Here is a 14894-nt window from a genome sequence, read left to right on the forward strand (position 1 = left end):
TTCTTCTCGCATGCGCGTGTCGACGCGCGGGCCCTCACGCGCGTTTCGTCTGCCCATTCTCACGCGCTAAAAAAAACGCCGCGGACAACCGCGGCGTTTCTTGCTCATCGCAACGTGGACGCGCTAGCTCACTGCCCCTCGCCGAATTTATCGGCAATGAGTTTCAACAATGCGTCCATCGCTTCTTTTTCGTCGGAGCCTTCCGTTTCGATCAGCACCGTGCTGCCAATGCCCGCGGCCAGCATCATCACGCCCATGATGCTCTTGGCATTGATACGGCGGCCATTGCGGCTCATCCAGATTTCCGCCTGATAGTTGCCCGCGAGTTGGGTCAACTTGGCCGACGCGCGCGCGTGCAGCCCCAGCTTGTTCACAATAGTCGTTTCCTGTTGCAGCATGTGATGGTCCGAAGCGCGGGTAAGTGTTGTTGTGAAAGGTGAAACTGCAAAGCGGTTGCAATCCGTTTGACACCCAGGACAAGCCGGCCGGGCGACTTATAAGCCGGCCGAGTCGGCTTTCTGCGTCAGGTCGGCCTCGGGAGGCAACGCGGGAATACAGTCAGCCGATGCTGCCTCCGGCGGCAAGGCCGGCAAACAGTCGCCGGATGCCGCCGTGGGCGCGATGGGCGCCGGGGTCGCCGGTCCGATCGCATGCACGCCTTTGGTGGCGCCGGCGAGTGCCTTGTCGACCAGCGTGTCGAGCGGCGTGGCGCGATAACAGACCGCACGCACCAGCATCGGCAAGTTCACGCCGCACAGCACGCGCACGTCCGGCAGCGACGCGAGCCGTCCGGCGATATTCGCCGGCGTGGCGCCGAACATATCCGTGAGGACGAGCGCGCCGTTTTCTTCCTTCAGACGCTCGATTTCCGAGTTCGCAAACGCAACCTGCTGCGCGGGATCGCAATCCGGCGATACGTCGATCACGCCGATGCGAGCCGGCAAGCCACCATAGATGTGCGAAATACAATCGCGCAACGCGGTGGCGAACGGAGCGTGCGCAATGATCAGAATGCCTGCCATGTCAGCCTTACTGCAAAAGAACGGCCCCGAACCGTAAACCAGGACGAAGCCCGGTTCGTCAGCGCCCTCCGCCGGCCGTGGGCCATGAGGGCCGGAACGCATCGATTGACGAGCGGCTTGCCGCGCATGGCGTCGTGCCTGCGCCGTCGAAACACTGCTCGCTTACAGTCCGCTGCCCACGACACCCGCCGGGCGCCGTCGATTCACCTTGGCGCGGAAGAGCGGGCATTGTATCAGGCTCATTTTCGCGCCAAATCCGGCGTGCTGCGGGATGCGGATTTACTACACAGTTTGGGGGACATGGCGGGCATTCAAGTGCCGGCAGCAGGCCGCGCCGTCACCCCGCCGCGTGCTCCAATGCGTCGATGAACATGGCGGCGACGTCGAAGCCGGTTTGATCCATGATCTCGCGGAAACACGTCGGGCTCGTCACGTTCACTTCGGTCAGCCAGTCGCCGATCGCGTCCAGCCCGACCAGCAGCAAACCGCGCGCAGCAAGCACCGGCGCCAGCGTATCGGCGATCTTGCGGTCATGCTCGGTGAGCGGACGCGCCACGCCGAGGCCACCGGCCGCGAGATTGCCACGCACTTCATTACCCTGAGGAATACGCGCGAGCGAATACGGCACGGCTTCGCCGCCGATCAGCAAAATACGCTTGTCGCCCTCTTTGATCTCGGGGATGAATTTCTGCGCCATCACCGAACGCGCGCCGTCGTGGCTGAGCATTTCGATGATAGAACCGAGGTTCATGCCGTCGGCCTTCACGCGGAACACACCCATGCCGCCCATGCCGTCGAGCGGCTTCAGGATCACGTCGCCGTGCTGTTCATGGAATGCGCGCAAACGGCTCGCGTCGCGCGTGACCAGCGTGGGCGTGACGAACTGCGCGAACTCGCCGATCGCGAGCTTTTCCGAGTGGTCGCGAATCGCCTGCGGCTTGTTGAAGATGCGCGCGCCGCCGCGTTCGGCCATTTCGAGCAGCCACGTCGACGTGACGTATTCCATGTCGAACGGCGGGTCTTTGCGCATCACCACGGCGCTGAAACTCTTGAGCGAGCGCGGCGCGGCCGCTTCGGCCTCGTACCAGACTTCGCGATGCAGATCCGTGACGTCGCCGACAATCGCAAAGCGCTGCACGTTCGCCTCGACGTCGCCGCCCGTCCACGCCAGATGCTTCGGCTCGCACGTGTACACCACATGACCGCGGCGCGCCGCTTCGGCCATCATCGCGTAAGTCGAGTCTTTGTAGATCTTGAATTGCGTGAGCGGATCGGCGATGAAAAGAATGTCCATGAAGGTCCTGGTGCGCCCTGACGGGGCTTGGCATTGATCGTAAATATACTCGTTGAAAATGGCGATGGCGGCACGCATGCCGCCATCGACCACCCAAGATGGCTTAGACCTGAATCGCTTCCGGATCGGTCTTTTCCAGTTCCACCGATGCGGCCAGCAGCCCGAGCCGCGCCACCACGCCGTACATGTAGAAGCGGTTCGGCGGCGCCGCGCCCGGCTTGGCATGCGCGTCGGGCAGCGCCGTATGCTCGAAGCCGAGCGGCACGAAGTGCATGCCCGGCGCGTTCAGATTCTGATCGCGCTCGCGGCTGCCGTGCACGCGGTAGAAGCCGCCCACCACGTAGCGGTCGATCATGTACACGACCGGCTCGGCCACTTCTTCGCCGATGCGCTCGAAGGTGTACACGCCTTCCTGCACGATCACGTCATGCACTTCCAGACCGTCTTTGGTCGCGGCCATCTTGGCGCGTTCGCGCTTGGTGAGCGCGGCGACTTCCGACGCGTCGTGCACGGTCATCACACCCATGCCATACGTGCCCGCGTCCGACTTGATCACGACATACGGTTTTTCGGAGATGCCGTATTCGCGATACTTCTTGGCGATCTTCTTCAGCACGCCGTCGATCGCGTCCGTCAGCGCTTCCTCGCCGGTGCGCTCCTGGAAGTCGACGCCTTCAACATGCGCGAAGTACGGGTTGATCATCCACGGATCGATCTCGACCATCTTGGCGAACTTCTTCGCGACGTCGTCATAGCAGGAAAAATGCGTGGATTTGCGGCGCACGGCCCAGCCGGCATGCAGCGGCGGCAGCAAATACTGCTCGTGCAAATTTTCGAGCACCGGCGGAATGCCGCCCGACAAGTCGTTATTCAGCAGAATCGAGCACGGGTCGAAATTCTTCAGGCCGAGGCGCCGCTGCGAGCGCTCGAGCGGTTCGAGCACGAGTTTCTGACCGTCGGAGAGCGCGATCGTGACCGGCCCGTTGATGGTTTCGTCGAGCGTGCCAAAACGCACGTTCAAGCCGGCCTGACGCATGATCGCGGCCAGACGGGCAACATTCTCGAGGTAAAACGCGTTGCGCGTGTGGCGTTCGGGAATCACCAGCAGGTTCTTGGCGTCCGGGCAGATCTTCTCGATCGATGCCATCGCGGCCTGCACGGCCAGCGGCAACACTTCCTGCGGCAGATTGTTGAATGCGCCGGGAAACAGATTGGTGTCGACCGGCGCGAGCTTGAAACCCGCGTTGCGCAGGTCGACGGAACAGTAGAACGGCGGCGTGTGCTCCTGCCATTCGAGCCGGAACCAGCGTTCGATGGCGGGCGTGGCGTCGAGGATCTTCCGCTCAAGATCGAGCAGCGGGCCGTTTAACGCCGTAACTAGGTGCGGAACCATTGATCACTCGCAGACTGGAGAAAAAAGATTGTAGAGCAAATGCTTTGTCCATTTGGGGACGGTTTCTCCATTCGCAAGCGGACGCGAATGCATTCTCGCTATTGTCATCATAGGCGGGGAAAACTACCGTTTACAAGATAGCCCGCAAGAAAAAAGCCCGCCGTAAAGGCGGGCCAAAATCGCTGCGCTTATTCGTCATCCCCACGAGCCCGGGAGCGCGGGCTCGCGGTGTGTTGCTTATTCGACGTGTTCGCCGTGCAGCGTCACGTCCAGACCTTCGCGTTCCTGTTCTTCGGTCACGCGCAGGCCCATCACCATGTCGATGATCTTCAGCAGGATGTAGCTCACCACACCGCTGTAGATCAGCGTCGTCAGCACGCCCTTGGCTTGCAGAATCACGCTGCCATCCGCGCCGCCGATGTCCTTCACCGCGAACACGCCGGTCAGCAGCGCACCCACGATACCGCCGATGCAGTGCACGCCGAACGCGTCGAGCGAGTCGTCGTAACCGAGCTTGTGCTTGAGCCACGTTGCCGACCAGAAACAGATCACGCCCGCCGCGATACCGATCACCAGCGAACCCGCCATACCGACGAAGCCCGAAGCCGGCGTAATCGCCACCAGACCCGCCACGGCGCCCGACACGATACCGAGCACCGACGGCTTACCCTTGGTTGCCCATTCGGCGAACATCCATGCGAGTGCTGCTGCTGCCGTTGCCACTTGCGTTGCGAACATCGCGAAACCGGCACGGCCGTCTGCTGCCACCGCCGAACCCGCATTGAAGCCGAACCAGCCTACCCACAGCATGGCGCCACCGATCAGCGTGAGCGTCAGGTTATGCGGCGCCATCGCTTCCTTGCCGTAGCCGACGCGCTTGCCGAGCACCAGCGCGCAGACCAGCGCCGCGATACCGGCGTTGATGTGCACCACCGTGCCGCCCGCGAAGTCGAGGATGCCCGCGCTAGCCAGCCAGCCGGTCGGTTCCCAGACCATGTGCGCGATCGGCGAGTAGACGATGATCGACCACAGCGTCATGAACACCAGCATCGCCGAGAACTTCATACGGTCGGCAAACGCACCCGTGATCAGCGCCGGGGTGATGATCGCGAATGTCATCTGATAGACGACGTAGACCGTTTCCGGGATCGTCGGGGCGAGGTGGCTGACGGTCAGCGTCGTGGCCTTGTCGCCCTTGATGTAGTTCATGCCCGCCATGAAGAAGCGCGAGAAGCCGCCAATGAACGATCCGCCCGGCGTGAAGGCGAGGCTGTAGCCCACCACGACCCAGATGATCGACACGAGGCAGGTGATCGCGAAGCTTTGCATCAGGATCGCGAGCACGCTCTTCTTGCGGACCATGCCGCCGTAGAACAGCGCCAGACCCGGAATCGTCATGAACAGCACGAGTGCGGTGGAGGTCAGCATCCAGGCGGTGTCGCCCGAATTGATCTTCGATGAATCGACCGAGAACGGCGCGGTCGGGGCAGCCGGCGCAGCGTCCGATGCTGCGGGTGCGGCGGCGGCCGCGCTGGCAGCCGGTGCGGCGGACGCGTCAGCGGCCGGTGCCGAAGCCGCGGCGGCAGCGGGTGCGGCCGAAGCGTCCGGTGCCGGCGCGCTCGCCGTCGTATCGGGAGCAGCGGCCGAAGCGGCTGCGGGGGCGGAAGCGTCGTCCGCGAGGGCGGCGCCGATACCGCCCGCGAGCAGCGAACCGGCCATCAGCAAGGACATCATTAATTTGCGCATCTTTCGTTTCCTCTTGTCGCTATCTGTGTCGCTATCTTTTGGTATTACAGAGCGTCCGCGCCGGTCTCCCCGGTGCGGATCCGAATCACCTGTTCGATCGGCGTGACGAAAATCTTGCCGTCGCCGATCTTGCCCGTGCGAGCCGCGCGCTCGAGCGCCTCGATCGCCTGGTCGACGATGTCGTCCGAGACCGCGGCCTCGATCTTCACCTTCGGCAGAAAATCGACGACGTATTCAGCGCCGCGATACAGCTCCGTGTGGCCTTTCTGGCGACCGAAACCTTTGACTTCCGTCACCGTGATGCCCGAGACGCCGATGGCCGACAAGGCTTCGCGCGCCTCATCCAGCTTGAACGGCTTGATGATTGCGGTAATGAGTTTCATGACATCCCTCGCTTAGTTGCGTAACCCGTTTGCGTAACCCGTTTGCGTAACCCGTTTGCTAACTCTCGTTGCGAATCCCTAAACCGTTCGCGTGGTCTCGTTCCGCCGCCGGCAAAAAGGCCCCGGCAGTGCGCGCGGGGCAGTAACAGCAACTCGCATGCCATGTTGTGTCAGACTCCGCCCCGTGGACGTCGCAAAAGGGGCGCAAGCCGCCTTGGCCGGACGGCCAACGTTAGCGGGGGCACGCTGGCGCGGCGTATGGATCGTTGCTAGAGTGTTCGCAGGTCTGGAACGCATAGGCGCGCACCAAAGGGGCTCATGCGGCAGCGGCACGCAGCGGGACATGCACCAACACCGCCCATTTGCCGTTACAAAGCACAGGCGTAATGAAACATGCACATTTTTTGTGCACCAAGGGGAACACCATGAAACAACCGAACGATGTTTTTAATGACTTTCAGGCCCGCATGAGCGAGCTGTTCAAGAATTCGCCGGCCAAGGACGTCGAACGGAACGTCAAGGCCATGCTGTCGCAGGGCTTCTCGAAGCTCGACCTGGTGACGCGCGAGGAATTCGATACGCAGACGCAGGTGCTGGTCCGCACGCGCGCGCGCCTGGAAGAGCTGGAGCGCCGCGTCGCCGAACTCGAACAGAAGCTGCCGGTCACGCAAACGCCGTAACGCTTTGCTCGCGGCGTAAGCGCCGCGCAGTGCTGCACATCACAGGCAAGCGAGCCGTGACGTCATCAGCGTTTTAGGGGACTTGCGCGCGCCCCCGGCGCGCCGTCCGACGGGAGAAAACATGTCGCTTGCCGTGGTGCGCAGTCGCGCGCCGGCCTCTGGCCGCGCGCCCGAAGTAACCGTCGAGGTCCACCTCGCAAACGGATTACCCTCTTTTTCGATCGTCGGCCTGCCTGATCTGGAAGTGCGCGAAAGCCGCGAGCGCGTGCGCGCGGCGCTGCAGAACTGCAATTTCGACTTCCCGGTCCGACGCATCACCGTCAATCTCGCGCCGGCCGATCTGCCGAAGGAATCCGGCCGCTTCGATCTGCCCATTGCTTTAGGCATTCTCGCGGCGAGCGGCCAGATTCCCGCCGAGTCGTTACTGCATCGCGAATTCGCGGGCGAACTGTCGCTGACCGGCGCCCTCAGGCCGATGCGCGGCGCTTTCGCCATGGCGTGCGGAACGGCGCGCAGCGCCGTTGCTCAAGGCGGCGGTGCGCTGCAATCCGCCGCGCTTGCAGGCGAGTTCGTCGCAGGCGACGCACACGCGCACTCCACGCCTCAGCTCTATTTGCCCGCTGCGAGCGCCGCGGAAGCGGCGCTCGTACCTGGCGTCGACGTCTACGGCGCCGCAGACCTGCCTTCGTTATGCGCTCACCTCGCGCAGGCGCCGGACGGGCGACTCTATCCAGTCGCCGCACCGGACCTCGCGGAAAGCCCGGCGGCCATCGTCCCGGATATGGGCGACGTCATCGGTCAACGCGGCGCGCGCCGGGCACTCGAAGTTGCGGCGGCCGGCGGCCATCACGTCTTGCTGGTCGGCCCGCCCGGTGCGGGCAAATCGATGCTCGCCGCCCGCCTCCCGGGCCTGCTGCCGCCCATGACCGACGACGAAGCGCTCGCTTCCGCCGCCTTGCTGTCCGCCAGCCGAGCCGGCTTTACGCCCTCGCAATGGCGCCGACGGCCGTTTCGCGCCCCGCATCATTCGTCGAGTGCCGCGGCGCTGGTCGGCGGGCGCAACCCACCGCAGCCCGGGGAAATTACGCTGGCGCATCTGGGTGTGCTTTTTCTCGACGAGCTTCCTGAATTCGACCGCCATGTCCTGGAAACGCTGCGGGAACCGCTCGAAGCCGGCCGCATCACGATTTCACGCGCCGCCTTGCAGGCGGATTTCCCGGCTGCGTGTCAATTGATCGCCGCCATGAATCCGTGCCCGTGCGGTTGGCGCGGCGATCCCAACGGCCGCTGCCGTTGCACGCCGGAGATCGCCGCGCGCTATTTGCGCAAGCTTTCTGGCCCGCTGCTCGACCGGATCGACATCCAGCTCGAGATACCCGCGCTCACGCCGGCGGAACTGTCCGCTCGCTCCACGGCGGCCGGCGAGACAAGCGCCGCCATCGCGGCGCGCGTCAGTCGCGCCCGCGAGCGGCAATTAAGCCGTCAGGGCAAAACCAATCGTGAACTGGGAGGACGGGAAGTGGACGAGGTCTGCCGTCCCGACTCCGCGGGCGAAGCCTTGCTGCGTGAAGCCGGGGAACGCTTCGGCTGGTCGGCGCGCGCGTACTACCGGGTTCTGAAGGTGGCACGCAGCATCGCTGATCTCGCCGGCGCGCCCATGCCGAGCGCCGCGCAGATCGGCGAGGCGATCCAGTATCGCCGGGCGTTTGGCTCCTTATGAGGCGAAAAACATGCTGTCAAGACTTGACTTATGCACACGCACGCGTTCCAGATAAATTTTGAAACATCTGAAAGGTACGCTATTGGCCACGCCAAAAAGGCATTGATTTGATTGAGTTTTTTTATCCGCCTCAATAGAGTGGAATCTGACAGAGTGCCCATAGAATGGGCATCTCCGGCCAGTTTGCGTGAGTTCTCAACAGAGTTATCCACAGGAACGGCGAGCAATAGGAAAACTTCAACGTAAACCGGGAATTAGCGCGCGATGCTGCGAAGGAACTTTCACTGTGCGCAGCAACTCTGTTGCGCCCCATGACGCGCAGAATCGGCCAAAAATACCGCTCTCAATACAGTTGGAACGACGAAAAAAATTGGTCGACCTGTTCCTGCTGCATTGGCTTCGATGCAATGATCGCCGCCTGATAGACATGCCGCCCGCGTGCCACGAGCCGGGCGTAGACTGTGCGGGTTTCGTGCTGCGAGCCGGCCTCGCCGCTCAGCTTCATTTCCAGGCCGAGCACCTGGCCGCCGGCAGCAAGCGGGATCTGCACAGCGCGCGCATCAGGCGCGGCGCCCACGTTACGAGCGAGGCCGGTGCGCAGAAAATCGAGCGCGGCGCGCTGCGTGGCCTCGTCGTCGTTGGGCAGCATGACCGTGCCGACCGCGAAGACGGCGTCGCCGGCTTCGGCCGTCTGCATCGCCATCTGCATCGGCGTGCCGTTGATCTGCACGGCTCGCTGATCGTTGCCCGGCTTGGCCGGCAGGTCGACGGTGTAGCCGTTGTCGTTGTTCATGATGGTCCGCCAGTCGAAAGTGGGCGAACAGGCGCTCAGCGCGACGCCTAGCGTCAGCGCGCAAGCCAGCGTGCTCAAGACCGCGCGCGCGCTCGACAATGGCTGGGTGGCGCCGACTGACCGGTCGCCGGCCACGATCGGGCGCGGCCCGCGGTTAAAAAAATGGCCCGCAGAGCGGCTGGCAGAAGCAAGACAGGACGGAATTCGAACGAGAAAGCGACTAACGCGGTCGACGCGGAAAACAGTTCGAGACATGGGGACAGAAGACCAGACTGACGAGAACGTAGAACCCCTATTATCCGCTCCCGGCCCGCGTCCTGCCGCGCCGTCGGAATGGGGCTACAATAGCGGGGCTGTTCAGCACCGGGCCGAAAACCCAAACCGACGCACTGTCCCGCGCGTTCCGCGCGACTCCTGAGGTTCCGTTCATGAGCTCCACGCCGTCCACCGCCACCCGGCGCGCGAATCCGCTTCGCTACATCATCATTGCCGCCGTGGCCGTCGCGATCGCCGTCGCCGGTTATTTCGCGTTTGCCGGCCAGCAGCGCGTGCCGGATGCGACCTTCACGTTGCTGTCCGGCCAGAAAGTTTCGACCGCCGACCTGAAAGGCAAGGTGTACCTCGTCAACTTCTGGGCGACGAGCTGCGACACGTGCATGAAGGAAATGCCGCAGATGGTCCAGACCTATAACCGCTTCAAAGGCCAAGGCCTCGAATTTGTCGCCGTGGCGATGAACTACGATGCGCCCATGTACGTGGCCAACTACACGCAAACCCGCCAGTTGCCGTTCAAGGTCGCAATGGACGACGGCTCGGCCGCCAAGCAGTTCGGCAATGTCCAGCTCACGCCGACCACATTCCTGGTCGACAAGGACGGCAAGATTCTCAAGCGCTATGTGGGCGAACCGCAATTCGCGGAACTCGACCAGTTGCTGGAAAAGGCGCTGAAACCGGCCTGAACGAGCAGCGCAGCCCGACCCGATTCAACTGAATCAAATACGCCGGCCTCGCATTGCGACGCCGGCGTTTTCATTTCCTCACCGCTCCCCTTCTCCCTTCGCGGCGAGCCCATAGCGCTTGATCTTCTCGTAGAGCGTCGCCTTACCGAGTTGCAGCTTGTCCGCCGCGACCGCCACAACACCTCCGGTCTGCTCCAACGCTTCCGCGATCACCGCCCGCTCGAATTGTTCGACTCGCTCCTTCAACGGCTGCGTGGCCGCGCCGTCCTCGCCGAAAGACATCATCGGATCGTCCGCGATGCCGAGCACGAAGCGGTCGGCGGCGTTGCGCAGCTCGCGCACGTTGCCCGGCCAGTCGCGCTGCATCAGGCCAGCGCGCTGACGGTCGGTGAGGATCGGCGCGGGGCGTTGATAGCGCACCGCGGCGTCCAGCAGGAAGTGTTCGAAGAGCGGCACGATATCCTCACGACGTTCACCCAGCGGCGGCAATGCGATCGTCACCACGTTCAGCCGGTACAGCAGGTCGCGCCGGAACGAACCGTCCGCGACGTGTTCGGCCATATCGCCTTTGGCAGCGGCGACCACGCGGCAATTCACCCGAATCGGCTGATTCGAGCCGAGCCGTTCCAGCACGCCGTCCTGCAGCACACGCAATAGCTTGACCTGCAAGGCGAGCGGCATGCTCTCGATTTCATCCAGAAACAGCGTGCCGCCCGACGCATGTTCGAGCTTGCCAACGCGGCGTTTCGCGGCGCCGGTGAAAGCACCCGGCTCGTAGCCGAACATTTCCGACTCGAACATCGGCTCCGGCAGCGCGCCGCAGTTCACCGCGATAAACGGCTTGTCACGCCGCGGCGACAACTCATGCAAACTGCGCGCGATCAACTCCTTGCCTGCCCCGGTGTCGCCGTTGATCAGCACGGAGGCGTCGGTCGGCGCGACATTGGCGATCAGCCGACGCACCTGTTCGATGGCCGGACTCCTGCCGATGATCCGCGGCGCCACCGAGTTCTGTTCCGCCAACTCACGGCGCAGCGCGAGATTCTCCAGCACCAGCTTGCGGCGCTCCAACGCGCGCCGCACGGTTTCGATCAAACGTTCAGACGCGAAAGGCTTTTCGATGAAGTCGTACGCGCCGTCGCGCATCGCCTGGACGGCCATTGAAATATCGCCGTGTCCCGTGACCAGAATCACCGGCACGTCGGGCGCACGCTCGTGGCATTGAGCAAGCAGGTCCAGGCCGCTCGCGCCCGGCAAGCGAATGTCGCTGACGATCACGCCGGAGAAGTCCGCGCTGATCGTCTTCGCCGCGGATTCCACCGAGGCATGGCCGATCACGTCGAAGCCCGCCAGTTGCAGGCTCTGCACGCTGGCGCGCCGCACCAGTTCGTCGTCTTCGATATACAGCACTTGCAGGCCGTGGTTCAGCATGGCGTTTTCCGTGTGATTCAGGAGCCCGTGGTCAGCGGGTCCGTTGTGTGGCTCGTCTGCACGCGCGCGCGGCGCAGCGTCAACACGAATAATGCTCCGCCGTCCGGCGCGTTGCGCGCCACCAGCGAGCCGCCGCAATCGCGCGCGATCGACGACGATATCGCGAGCCCCAGCCCCAACCCCTGGCCCATTTCCTTGGTGGTGAAGAACGGCTCGAACAAACGCGGCAGGACGTCGTCGGCAATGCCGGGGCCGTTGTCGCTCACGGCGAACGACAGGTTCGCATCGGCGACTTCGATCTCGATCGAAATGCGCGGCGGGTGGACGTCGGCGGTCGCATCGAGCGCGTTGCCGAGCAGGTTGATCAACACCTGTTCGAGCCGCAGATCGTCGCAGTGCGCGACAAGTTCGGGATAGTCGTCAGCGAGACTTAGCGGCGTGCGCGTGCCACTGTCCGCATCGAGCAAAGTGATTTCGACCTCGACGCCCTGCAAGCGCTTTTGCAATAGCGCGACGACGTTGCGCAACGCCCGCACGATCGGCGCCCGCGCGTTGCGCGGCCGCGCGCGTCCGACGAACAGTTTCAACTGATTGGTGATCTTGCCCATGCGCTCGGTGAGCGCGGCGATCGCTTCGAGATTTTCGCGTGCCGACGCCTGATCGCCGCGCTCGAGCAGCACGCGCGTGTTGTCCGAGAAACCGCGCAACGCGGCGAGTGGCTGATTCAATTCATGCGTGATGCCGGCGGCCATCTGACCGAGTGCGGCGAGCTTGCTCGCCTGGATCAGTTCGTCGTGAGCGGCGCGCAACTCCTGCTCGGCGCGCGTGCGTTCGGCCACCTCCTTCTGCAACTGCTCGTTCGCCTGCGAGAGATCCGCGGTGCGCTCGGCGACCCGCCGGTTCAGTTCGGCGTAGGCTTTTTGCAGCAGCGCGCGGCTGCGCATCACTTCGCGCACGCGAGCCCGGCGCATTCTCCAGTAGAACGCGAGCAACACGAGCGACACGTAGCCGAAGCCCGTGACGATGGTCGCCTTGCGCGCATCGGCGTCGACCGGATCGACGGGCGACATGGTGATCAGATGCCAGTCTGGCTCGCCCATGCCGCGCCGCGACGCCAGATAACGCGGCGCATAACGGCCGCCGCCGATGCGCACGATCTGCGCGTTGCCTTCGAGCGTGCGTTCGATCGACACCGGCAGCGGCGCGAGCGGCTGCTGTGCGTATTGGCGCGCCTGATAGATCGAATCGGCGACCGGCCCCGACAGCGGCCGGATCGTGTGGTACTTCCAGGCCGGTACCGACGACAGAAAGATCACGCCGTGGTCGTCGGTGACGACGAGCGGCTCGGACGCATCCACGCCCTGGAACCATTCGAGATCGAGCTTGACCACCGCCACGCCGACGATCTTGCCCTCGCGCCGCACCGGCTGCGAGATGTAGTAGCCCGGCGCCTGTGAAATCGTGCCGATGCCGAAGAAGCGGCCCACGCCGCCTTTGACCGCATCGACGAAGTACGGCCGGAACAGATAGCCCCCGCCGATGAAGCTGCCCGGTCCGCGCCAGTTGCTCGCGGCGACGCAAAAGCCGTCGAGCGGAATGATGTAGGTGACCGTGGCGCGCGCGTGGCGGTTCAGGTCATCGAGATACAGGTTGGCGCGCTGGACATTGGCCGGCGTGGGATCGACCAGCGCGTCCTGCACGATGGGATGTTCCGCCAGCAGATAAGGCAGCGATTCGTAGCGTTCGAGCGTGCTCTTCAGCGCGCTGGTCGTACGATCGACGCGCACCGCGGCGTTGCGCCGCAAATGGTCGATGCCGCTTTGCCACGCGATGCTGTAAGTGAGCCCGCACGCCACCACGAGCCCGGCGACGAGCGCGAAGAGGATCAGCAGGCGTCGCGTCACGTTGGCAATATCCGATCGGTGAGGATCGTTTATTGTGGCATAAGGCGATGCGTCGTCGGCGTCAGCTTCATCGGCCGACGACGTGAGGGTTGGGCGCGCGGCCACCGGTTTCATACGCTGGTGTCCGCGGCCATGAGCGTTACGTTAGAAGGCGTTGCCGATTGCGCGGCTTAAACGCCGGCCGGCTCTTTGACCGGCACATCGCCACGCAACGCGGCGTTCAGCTTGTTGCGGTCCAGTTCCCTTTCCCAAGCCGACACCACTACCGTCGCCACGCCGTTGCCGACGATGTTCGTCAGCGCGCGGCATTCGCTCATGAAGCGGTCGATACCGAGAATCAGCACCATGCCCGACAGCGGAATGGTCGGCACCACGGCCAGGGTTGCGGCCAGCGTGATGAAGCCCGCGCCGGTCACGCCGCTCGCGCCCTTCGAGGTCAGCATCGTCACCGCCAGCAGCGTGAGCTGCTGCGTCCACGTGAGGTCGGTGTTGGTGGCTTGCGCGATGAACAGCACGGCCATCGTCATGTAGATGTTGGTGCCGTCGAGGTTGAACGAATAACCGGTCGGCACCACGAGGCCCACCACCGAACGCGAGCAGCCGAGCTTTTCGAGCTTCAGCATGAGTTGCGGCAGCGCCGCTTCGGACGAGCTCGTGCCGAGCACGATCAGCATCTCTTCCTTGATGTACGCCACGAAGCGCAGGATGTTGAAACCCACCGCGCGCGCAATGAGGCCGAGCACGACCACCACGAACACGATCGACGTCAGATAGAACGTGCCGATCAATTTGAGCATCGGCAGGAGCGAGCCGATACCGTACTTGCCGATCGTGAAGGCCATCGCGCCGAACGCGCCGATCGGCGCCAGCTTCGTGATGATCCGCACAATGCCGAACAGGACATGCGAGAGCCCGTCGATAAAGCTCGTCACGACCTTGCCTTTCTCACCAGCGGTGGCGAGCACCGCGCCGAACAGCAGCGCGATCAGCAGAATCTGCAGGATTTCACCCTGCGCAAACGCCGACACGAGCGTGTCCGGGATGAGGTGCATCAGGAAGTCGACCGTGGTCTGCCCGTGCGCTTTCGCGGCATACGAGGCGACGGCCTTGCCGTCGAGCGTGGCCGGATCGATGTTGAAGCCGACGCCCGGTTTCAGCACGTGCGTGGCGATCAGGCCGAGCACCAGCGCAAAGGTCGAGACGATTTCAAAGTACAGCAGCGCCTTGCCGCCTACGCGCCCGACCTTCTTCATGTCCTCCATGCCGGCGATACCCGTCACCACCGTACAGAAGATGATCGGTCCGATCACCATCTTGATCAGCTTGATGAAGCCGTCGCCGAGCGGCTTCATGTCGACGGCGAAATCCGGATAGAAATGGCCGAGCGCGATACCTATAAGGATCGCCACGATCACCTGGACGTACAGCACTTTGTGGATAGGTTTCTTCACGATGGTTCCTGCGATGTGGATGAGCTCAATGGCCTGCCACGCTGCGCATCATGCGAACGAATAGTCGTCACGCCTGTGCACGGCATTAGGCCGCGACAAGGGACGAAATTCAGAAATA

Annotated in this window: 12 protein-coding genes and 2 pseudogenes; 4 read left to right on the forward strand and 10 right to left on the reverse strand. The window is 63.5% G+C overall.

All coding sequences use genetic code 11. The annotated features are described in order from the left end of the window. Positions 1-128: 128 nt before the first annotated feature. The 6 genes from B0G75_RS06470 to B0G75_RS06495 all read right to left on the reverse strand — a co-directional run bounded on the left by B0G75_RS06470 (position 129) and on the right by B0G75_RS06495 (position 5838). On the reverse strand, positions 129-398 hold the full coding sequence (locus B0G75_RS06470) for an HPr family phosphocarrier protein (protein WP_012431596.1): 270 nt from the start codon (positions 396-398) through the stop codon (positions 129-131). Between the two features lie 96 nt (positions 399-494). Continuing rightward, positions 495-1022 (reverse strand): PTS sugar transporter subunit IIA, encoded by a 528-nt coding sequence (locus tag B0G75_RS06475; RefSeq protein WP_106302211.1) that lies wholly within the window; start codon positions 1020-1022, stop codon positions 495-497. Positions 1023-1359: 337 nt separating this feature from the next. Then, on the reverse strand, positions 1360-2316 hold the full coding sequence (gene gshB, locus B0G75_RS06480; protein ID WP_106303615.1) for a glutathione synthase: 957 nt from the start codon (positions 2314-2316) through the stop codon (positions 1360-1362). Positions 2317-2419: 103 nt separating this feature from the next. Further along, the gene (gene gshA, locus B0G75_RS06485) at positions 2420-3709 is read right to left on the reverse strand and encodes a glutamate--cysteine ligase (RefSeq protein ID WP_012431593.1); all 1290 of its coding nucleotides are present in this window, start codon (positions 3707-3709) and stop codon (positions 2420-2422) included. A gap of 237 nt (positions 3710-3946) precedes the next feature. Then, positions 3947-5455, reverse strand: coding sequence for an ammonium transporter (locus B0G75_RS06490; protein ID WP_106302214.1), 1509 nt, complete (start codon positions 5453-5455; stop codon positions 3947-3949). Between the two features lie 44 nt (positions 5456-5499). Beyond that, positions 5500-5838, reverse strand: a complete 339-nt coding sequence (locus B0G75_RS06495; RefSeq protein ID WP_006048089.1) for a P-II family nitrogen regulator — start codon at positions 5836-5838, stop codon at positions 5500-5502. Between the two features lie 425 nt (positions 5839-6263). Between B0G75_RS06495 and B0G75_RS06500 the strand changes: the two genes are divergently transcribed. From B0G75_RS06500 to B0G75_RS06505, 3 genes and pseudogenes are all read left to right on the forward strand, one after another. Further along, a complete protein-coding gene (locus B0G75_RS06500) occupies positions 6264-6518 on the forward strand; it encodes an accessory factor UbiK family protein (protein WP_012431591.1) in 255 nt (84 codons plus the stop codon). A 121-nt stretch (positions 6519-6639) separates the two neighbouring features. After that, positions 6640-7039, forward strand: a pseudogene (locus B0G75_RS41970) (magnesium chelatase domain-containing protein); the annotation flags it as partial. A gap of 83 nt (positions 7040-7122) precedes the next feature. Next, positions 7123-8238 (forward strand): annotated as a pseudogene (locus B0G75_RS06505) (YifB family Mg chelatase-like AAA ATPase); the annotation flags it as partial. 343 nt (positions 8239-8581) lie between these two features. Here B0G75_RS06505 and B0G75_RS40540 read toward each other — a convergent pair. After that, complete coding sequence (locus B0G75_RS40540) at positions 8582-9130, reverse strand: hypothetical protein (RefSeq protein WP_374956880.1); 549 nt, start codon at positions 9128-9130, stop codon at positions 8582-8584. Between the two features lie 329 nt (positions 9131-9459). Here B0G75_RS40540 and B0G75_RS06515 point away from each other — a divergent pair, with 329 nt between their 5' ends. Continuing rightward, complete coding sequence (locus tag B0G75_RS06515) at positions 9460-9990, forward strand: TlpA disulfide reductase family protein (protein WP_106302219.1); 531 nt, start codon at positions 9460-9462, stop codon at positions 9988-9990. A 78-nt stretch (positions 9991-10068) separates the two neighbouring features. Here B0G75_RS06515 and B0G75_RS06520 read toward each other — a convergent pair whose 3' ends face one another. From B0G75_RS06520 to B0G75_RS06530, 3 genes are read right to left on the reverse strand one after another with little or no spacing between them, the layout of a single operon-like run. Next, the gene (locus B0G75_RS06520; RefSeq protein WP_181309187.1) at positions 10069-11421 is read right to left on the reverse strand and encodes a sigma-54 dependent transcriptional regulator; all 1353 of its coding nucleotides are present in this window, start codon (positions 11419-11421) and stop codon (positions 10069-10071) included. Positions 11422-11438: 17 nt separating this feature from the next. Further along, positions 11439-13439, reverse strand: a complete 2001-nt coding sequence (locus tag B0G75_RS06525) for an ATP-binding protein (protein WP_106302222.1) — start codon at positions 13437-13439, stop codon at positions 11439-11441. 56 nt (positions 13440-13495) lie between these two features. Next, positions 13496-14776, reverse strand: coding sequence for a dicarboxylate/amino acid:cation symporter (locus B0G75_RS06530; protein WP_106302225.1), 1281 nt, complete (start codon positions 14774-14776; stop codon positions 13496-13498). Positions 14777-14894 lie beyond the last annotated feature (118 nt).

Source organism: Paraburkholderia sp. BL18I3N2, assembly GCF_003001875.1.
In the GTDB taxonomy this organism is placed as follows: Bacteria; Pseudomonadota; Gammaproteobacteria; order Burkholderiales; family Burkholderiaceae; genus Paraburkholderia; species Paraburkholderia phytofirmans.

Excerpts from the sequence above, each read along its gene's own strand:
- B0G75_RS06470 (WP_012431596.1), bottom strand. The coding sequence starts at position 398 with ATGCTGCAACAGGAAACGACTATTGTGAACAAGCTGGGGCTGCACGCG.
- B0G75_RS06475 (WP_106302211.1), bottom strand. The coding sequence starts at position 1,022 with ATGGCAGGCATTCTGATCATTGCGCACGCTCCGTTCGCCACCGCGTTG.
- gshB (WP_106303615.1), bottom strand. The coding sequence starts at position 2,316 with ATGGACATTCTTTTCATCGCCGATCCGCTCACGCAATTCAAGATCTAC.
- gshA (WP_012431593.1), bottom strand. The coding sequence starts at position 3,709 with ATGGTTCCGCACCTAGTTACGGCGTTAAACGGCCCGCTGCTCGATCTT.
- B0G75_RS06490 (WP_106302214.1), bottom strand. The coding sequence starts at position 5,455 with ATGCGCAAATTAATGATGTCCTTGCTGATGGCCGGTTCGCTGCTCGCG.
- B0G75_RS06495 (WP_006048089.1), bottom strand. The coding sequence starts at position 5,838 with ATGAAACTCATTACCGCAATCATCAAGCCGTTCAAGCTGGATGAGGCG.
- B0G75_RS06500 (WP_012431591.1), top strand. The coding sequence starts at position 6,264 with ATGAAACAACCGAACGATGTTTTTAATGACTTTCAGGCCCGCATGAGC.
- B0G75_RS06515 (WP_106302219.1), top strand. The coding sequence starts at position 9,460 with ATGAGCTCCACGCCGTCCACCGCCACCCGGCGCGCGAATCCGCTTCGC.
- B0G75_RS06520 (WP_181309187.1), bottom strand. The coding sequence starts at position 11,421 with ATGCTGAACCACGGCCTGCAAGTGCTGTATATCGAAGACGACGAACTG.
- B0G75_RS06525 (WP_106302222.1), bottom strand. The coding sequence starts at position 13,439 with ATGAAACCGGTGGCCGCGCGCCCAACCCTCACGTCGTCGGCCGATGAA.